Source organism: Mesorhizobium sp. WSM4829 (assembly GCF_055811475.1).
On the sequence record NZ_JBVVQJ010000037.1, the window covers coordinates 29,449 to 35,512 of the forward strand.

Sequence of the window (6,064 nt, forward strand, 5' to 3'; positions counted from 1 at the left end):
GGACCCCCCGCGTCGGGGGTTGGTCGGGGGGGGTGGGGTGCGCCTGTGCTCTACGCTTTACGACCCCACCGGCCTCGCTTCGCTCGGCACCCTCCCCTCAAGGGGGAGGGAAGGCGCTCATCTTCGCCGCGATGTCGCGCATGACAGCCTCGTCGGTCGCCGCACGCGGCTTCCGCGACGCGACGAGGCAGGCCTGCGAGCGCAGGATGACGCCGTCCGCCAAAACCTTCAGGTGATTGGCGCGCAGCGTCGAGCCTGACGTGGTGATGTCGACGACGACATCGGCCAATCCTGCCGCCGGCGCGCCTTCGGTGGCGCCGAGGCTCTCGACGATGCGATAGACCTGGATGCCGTGTTTTTGCGAAAAGAACTGCTGCGTCAGCCGCCAGTATTTTGTGGCTATCCTGAGCCGCCTGCCGTGGCGCTGGCGGAAATCGGCGGCGACATCGTCGAGGTCGGCCATCGTAGCGACGTCGAGCCAGATCTCGGGCACCGCCACCACGACATCGGCATTGCCGAAACCGAGGCGGGCGACGATCTCCGCGCGCGCCTCCCAGTCGGCGAAGCTTTCGCGCAACAGATCCTCGCCGGTGATGCCGAGGTCGACCGAGCCCTGGCCGATTTCGCCTGCGATTTCTGACGCCGACAGGAACGCCACCTCGACCGCTTCCACGCCTTCGATGCGGGCGCGGTATTTGCGCTCGTCGCCGGGCAGGCTGACGGCAAGCCCGGCCTTGGCCAGCACCTCCAGCGCCTGCTGCTTGAGCCGGCCCTTCGATGGAATCGCCAGGGTGATCATTGCGCCTTCTCCCGCAACGTTTCGATGCGGTCGAGCCAGACGGAAAAGCCGACGCCGGGGATCGGCGTTTTCGCGCCGAGCAACGTCAGCAAGCGGTCGTAACGGCCGCCGCCGGCCAGCGGCCGGTCACCGTTTTCCGCCGCGATCTCGAAGACCAGGCCCGTGTAGTAATCGAGCGGACGGCCAAAGGCGGCGTCGTAGCGAATTTTTGCCGTGGACAGGCCAAGCGCTTCGATCGCCTTGGCGCGAGCTGAAAAATCTTCCAGTGCCGCGCCCAGCGAAACGCCGGCCCCGGTCGCAAAGGTTTCGAGCGCTTTTGCCGCGCCGTCGAGCGCCACATCGACTGCCAGAAAATCCTTAAGCGCCGAAAATGCCTCGTTCGACAGCCTGACGCTGCGCAGCTCGGCCTTTTCGATCAAGCGCCGCGCAATCTCGGTCGGCGACCGTCCGGCCGACGCCGACAGACCCGCCTGCTCCATGCCGCCGGCGATGTGCGAGGAAAGCGCTTCCAGATTGCCGTCGAGGACAAGGGCTGCGACCGCGCCGGCGAGCTGGCCGTTGCGCGGCGGGTTGGCGAGGTCTGCCAGCGCTGCCTCCAGCATCGCCGCCGAACCGAAGGCGCGGGCCAGCCGCATGCGCCAGCCGCGCGGCAGGCCGAGTGCGGCGAGCACCGCCTCGAAAACAGTCTGGTCGCCGAGCGTGATCGTTAGTTCCTGGCCCGGCAGCACCAGCGAAAGCAGCGCATGCGCATCGGCCAGCGATCGGGCATCGGCCTGTGCGATGTCGCCGTCGCCGAGATCCTCGATGCCGGCCTGGAAAAACTCGTTTCCGCCCTCGCGGCGCTGGCGAAACACCTCGCCGAGATAGGAATAGCGGCGCGGCGTTCCGGCTTGGCTGGCAATGTGGTCGAGGCAGACCGGGATGGTGAACTCCGGCCGCAGGCAAAGCGTCTGTCCGGTCTCGCTTTCGGTGAGGAAAATACGCCGGCGCAAATCCTCGCCGGCCATGTCCAGGAACGGGTCGGCCGGCTGCAGCACCGCCACCTCGACCGCATGCGTGTTGCGCGCGGCGAAGAGTTTTGTGATGTCTGACGCGATGGCGGGGTAGCGGGGGATCATACAGCACCACCTTGCCTTCTCCCCTTGTGGGAGAAGGTGGATTGGCGCGCGGCGCCGAGACGGAAGAGGGGTGCTGGAAGAAATGAGGCGACGGCGCTCCCCGGAACACCCCTCATCCGACCGAGCTTCGCTCGGCCACCTTCTCCCACACGGGGAGAAGGGAGCGGCGCTCTACTTGCCACGCGCCCGCTCCTCCGCCTGCGCCGCAAGTATCTTCTTCACCTCGCCAACCAGATCGCTTTCCGCCACGGTCACCTGCGCCGGGCGCGCGGAGCGCCATTCGGCGTTGTCCACAATCTCCGCCGACATCCGGGCGCCCTCGATCAAATCCTTGATCTGCACCTCGCCCTTCGCGCGCTCGTCGCCGCCCTGGATGATGGCGACCGGGCTGCCGCGGCGGTCGGCATATTTGAGCTGCGCCTTCATGCCGGCGCCGCCGAGATACATTTCCGAGCGGATGCCGGCGGCGCGCAGCTCGGCCACCATTTTCTGGTAGCGGCCGAGACTGTCCGTGTCCTTGTCCATGGTGAGCACGACGACCGGCGCGATCACGTCCGATGTATCGAGCTTGCCGAGGTTCTTCAGCGCCGTCATCAGCCTGGAGACGCCGATGGAAAAGCCGGTCGCCGGCACCGGCTCGCCGCGAAAGCGCGAGACGAGGCCATCATAGCGCCCGCCACCGCCGACCGAGCCGAAGCGGACGATTTTTCCCTCTTCGTTGGGAATTTCGGCCAGCAGTTCGGCTTCATAGACCGGGCCGGTGTAATATTCGAGGCCGCGGACGACGGCGGGGTCTATGCGAATGCGGTCCGGACCATAGCCGGCAGCCTGGACAAGCGCTTCAATCTCTTTGAGTTCAGCAAATCCCGCTTCGGCGGTGGGGTTGGCCTCAAGTACCCTGTTCCATTTTCCTACATCGTTTTTGAGCCCAGCCTCGACGTGTTGGTTGTGAAGAACGACGGCGACAATGAACGCTGCTTGAACTTCGTCTAGCCCAGCCCCCTTTGTAAAATCCCCCTCGCCCTCTTTACCGCCGTCCCAGCGACCTTTGCCCAGCAAAAGCTTGACGCCTTCCGGTCCAAACTTATCCAGCTTGTCGATAGCCCTCAGCACCTGCAGTCGGCGGCCGGCTTTCTCGTTTCCGCCAAGGCCGATCGCCTCCAACACGCCATCCAGCACCTTGCGGTTGTTGACCCGGATGACGTAGTCGCCGCGCTTGATTCCGAGCGCCTCCATCACGTCGGCCATCATCATCGCCATCTCGGCGTCCGCCGCGACGCCCGGCGTTCCCACCGTGTCGGCGTCGAACTGCATGAATTGGCGGAAGCGGCCGGGGCCGGGCTTCTCGTTGCGGAACACCCAGCCGGAGCGGTAGCTGCGATAGGGTTTTGGCAGGCGCTCAAAGTTTTCAGCGACAAAACGGGCCATCGGCGCGGTCAAATCGTAGCGCAGCGACAGCCACTGGTCGTCATCGTCCTGGAAGGAGAACACGCCCTCGTTCGGCCGATCCTGATCGGGCAGGAATTTGCCCAGCGCGTCGGTGTATTCGATCAACGGCTGGTCGACCGGCTCGAAGCCGTACAGCTCATAGACCGAGCGGATCGTCGCCATCATCTTCTCGACGGCACGGATATCCTCGGCGCCGCGATCGACAAGCCCGCGCGGCAGCCGCGCTTTCATCTTTTCCGATTTGTCGGCCATGGCTTGGGTCTTTTCGCTAGGTAAACGCTGACTTGTTTCGAGTGGGCGTGTCCTAGCCGATGGGACTTGGCGCGGCAAGGGTTTGCTCCCTGCCTTCTCCCCGTGCGGGAGAAGGCAGGGAGCTGAAACAATTCCGCCATAAGCGCGGCATCGTGCCGACATAATCGCAGCCGATAAAGCGCGCCGAAACAAGGGGTTCGGGCCATGACCTTGGCGCGGAAATTCGACATCATCAACAGCCGCACCCGCGAGCTGCCCGCCCAGCTGAGGCCGGCCGATCATCATGCACCGGGACCTGCAGCCCAAATGGCGGGACCGTTCGAGGTTGCCGCAGACAAGCGTACGGGGCCGACCATGCGCGATGCGCTGCTGACCAGCCTGCTCGTGATCTATCCGGCGTTTGCCACGATAGCGGCTATCGTTGCCGGGCTCTTTCTGGCGGGCGCCGGCGCTTGAGTTGTTGAGCGCCCCCTTGCCTTCTCCCTTTGTGGAGAAGGTGGCCTCGCGAAGCGAGGTCGGTTGAGGGGTGCTCCAGCTTGGCACCGACGCACTCCGTCCAGCACCCCTCTTCCGTCTCGGCGCTACGCGCCGATCCACCTTCTCCCACAGGGGGAGAAGGCAAGAACGACGCTACTTCGGCCTTTTGAACGCCTTCCGCTCCGCCTCGACCTGCTCGCGGCAGACACAGCCTTCGAGATGGTCGTTGACCAGCCCCATGGCCTGCATGAAGGCGTAGACGGTGGTCGGGCCGACAAAGCTCCAGCCGCGTTTCTTCAGCTCCTTCGAAATCCGCACCGAGACTACCGTGGTCGGATTGGCGCGCAGATGGGCGAGATCGACGATTTCGGGCCGTTCGTCCGGGCCGGGTTCGAACTTCCAGAACCAGGCCGCCAGCGAGCCGGCCTCGTCGGCCAATTCACGCGCGCGCCTAGCGTTGTTGATGGTCGAGACGATCTTGCCGCGGTGGCGAATGATGCCGGCATTGCCGAGCAGGCGCTCGACATTCTGTTCGGTGAAGGCGGCGATCCTGTCGATATCGAAGCCGGCGAACGCCTCGCGAAAATTCTCGCGCTTGCGCAATATGGTCAGCCAGGACAGGCCCGACTGAAAGCCTTCGAGGCAGATCTTTTCGAACAGCCTGCGGTCGTCGTCGACCGGCCGGCCCCATTCGTGATCGTGGTAGTGCAAATAGTCCGGCAGATTGCCGTGCCAGAAGCAGCGCGCGATACCATCGGGTCCAGCGAGCAGGCCTGTCTTCTCATCCATGGCACAATTCCATTGGTTAATGCGCCTCAGCGCTGCCTTTACCGCGGCTTTACCAGATTCCTGAACCGGCCGGTAACCACACCGAAAGCTTTACTGACAATGCAGCATTTTACGCATTCCGATTCATGTTTCGGTTGCTGCTCCGCGCCCAATGTTCGCGACATCGGGGACGCTTGTGCGCCCCGGCGTGTTCGACGATCAGGGTGCGTTCCAATGAAGACATTTTTGTTCCCGCTGCTCGGCGCCGCTGCCGTGTTGGCCACTGCCGCTACATCCTCCAGCGCCAATGACCGCTATGCCGACAGGCCGCCGGTGATGGTGAGCCCCGACCTTTCCGCGCCCTGGGTGCTGCAGCTTGGGCGCGCGCCGGGCATCGTCCGCCAGAACCGGCAAGAGATGCAAAAGCCGCAGCGCCGTTCTCAACGGCAGGCGCAACCGGCTCAGCTGCACACGGCGGCGATGCAGGCGCCGTCCAAGAAGCGCATTATCGCGCGCCCGCAGATCAACCCGATCTACCTGCCGCAGGAAGTCGCCTATGACGGCCCGGAGACGCCGGGCACGATCGTCATCGATACGCGGGAGAATTTCCTCTATCTGGTCGAGAACAACGGTAAGGCGCGGCGCTATGGCGTCGGCACCGGCAAGCCGGGCTTCGAATGGGCCGGCAAGCACAAGATCTCGCAGAAGAAGGTCTGGCCCGAATGGCGGCCGCCGGCGGTGATGATTTCGCGTGAGGCCGCCAAAGGCCGTTATCTGCCGACCTATGTCGCCGGTGGCGTCGAGAACCCGCTCGGCGCGCGCGCGCTCTATCTCGGCTCGACGCTCTACCGCATCCATGGCACCAACCAGCCCTGGACAATCGGCGGCGCCGTATCGTCGGGCTGCATTCGCATGCGCAACGAGGACGTCGTCGACCTCTATGAGCGGGTCGATGTTGGCACGACGGTTGTGGTGATGTAATCTGCGGTTGATTTTGTCGCCGAGTCTGTCCAGAAGTCTCGGGATCATCGGAATACGGGGGACGGGCCGTGTGGGGATACGGTCAGTCACGAAAGGGGGGCGCGGCCAGCCGCGCGGCCCGGTGGGTTTTGTGGGGGCCAGAGGTTAGTTTTTGGGGGGGGTTGGTAGCGCCCCCCGCCGGGGGGGTGGCGGTATCGGGGCCAGTCTCAGCGGTATTTTT

6 protein-coding genes are annotated in these 6,064 nt (G+C 64.5%); 2 read left to right on the forward strand and 4 right to left on the reverse strand.

Features of this window, described 5'->3' with window-relative positions:
- Positions 1-97: 97 nt before the first annotated feature.
- The 3 genes from hisG to hisS all read right to left on the reverse strand — a co-directional run bounded on the left by hisG (position 98) and on the right by hisS (position 3,618).
- Positions 98-799 (reverse strand): ATP phosphoribosyltransferase, encoded by a 702-nt coding sequence (gene hisG, locus AC0L17_RS27355; protein ID WP_473518088.1) that lies wholly within the window; start codon positions 797-799, stop codon positions 98-100.
- Entirely contained in the window at positions 796-1,917 is a 1,122-nt protein-coding gene (locus tag AC0L17_RS27360) for an ATP phosphoribosyltransferase regulatory subunit (RefSeq protein ID WP_473518089.1), read from the reverse strand. Before AC0L17_RS27360 ends, hisG begins: the two co-directional genes overlap by 4 nt.
- 171 nt (positions 1,918-2,088) lie before the next feature.
- Positions 2,089-3,618, reverse strand: coding sequence for a histidine--tRNA ligase (gene hisS, locus AC0L17_RS27365; protein ID WP_473518090.1), 1,530 nt, complete (start codon positions 3,616-3,618; stop codon positions 2,089-2,091).
- Between the two features lie 204 nt (positions 3,619-3,822).
- Between hisS and AC0L17_RS27370 the strand changes: the two genes are divergently transcribed.
- Positions 3,823-4,074 carry a hypothetical protein gene (locus AC0L17_RS27370; RefSeq protein WP_473513815.1) on the forward strand — a complete coding sequence of 84 codons (252 nt, stop codon included), beginning with the start codon at positions 3,823-3,825 and terminating at the stop codon, positions 4,072-4,074.
- Between the two features lie 174 nt (positions 4,075-4,248).
- On the opposite strand, the gene AC0L17_RS27375 is transcribed toward AC0L17_RS27370, so the two are convergent.
- Entirely contained in the window at positions 4,249-4,884 is a 636-nt protein-coding gene (locus tag AC0L17_RS27375; RefSeq protein ID WP_473518091.1) for a DNA-3-methyladenine glycosylase I, read from the reverse strand.
- Positions 4,885-5,097: 213 nt separating this feature from the next.
- Between AC0L17_RS27375 and AC0L17_RS27380 the strand changes: the two genes are divergently transcribed.
- The gene (locus AC0L17_RS27380; protein ID WP_473518092.1) at positions 5,098-5,844 is read left to right on the forward strand and encodes a L,D-transpeptidase; all 747 of its coding nucleotides are present in this window, start codon (positions 5,098-5,100) and stop codon (positions 5,842-5,844) included.
- The last annotated feature ends 220 nt before the right edge of the window (positions 5,845-6,064 follow it).

Excerpts from the sequence above, each read along its gene's own strand:
- hisG (WP_473518088.1), bottom strand. The coding sequence starts at position 799 with ATGATCACCCTGGCGATTCCATCGAAGGGCCGGCTCAAGCAGCAGGCG.
- AC0L17_RS27360 (WP_473518089.1), bottom strand. The coding sequence starts at position 1,917 with ATGATCCCCCGCTACCCCGCCATCGCGTCAGACATCACAAAACTCTTC.
- hisS (WP_473518090.1), bottom strand. The coding sequence starts at position 3,618 with ATGGCCGACAAATCGGAAAAGATGAAAGCGCGGCTGCCGCGCGGGCTT.
- AC0L17_RS27370 (WP_473513815.1), top strand. The coding sequence starts at position 3,823 with ATGACCTTGGCGCGGAAATTCGACATCATCAACAGCCGCACCCGCGAG.
- AC0L17_RS27375 (WP_473518091.1), bottom strand. The coding sequence starts at position 4,884 with ATGGATGAGAAGACAGGCCTGCTCGCTGGACCCGATGGTATCGCGCGC.
- AC0L17_RS27380 (WP_473518092.1), top strand. The coding sequence starts at position 5,098 with ATGAAGACATTTTTGTTCCCGCTGCTCGGCGCCGCTGCCGTGTTGGCC.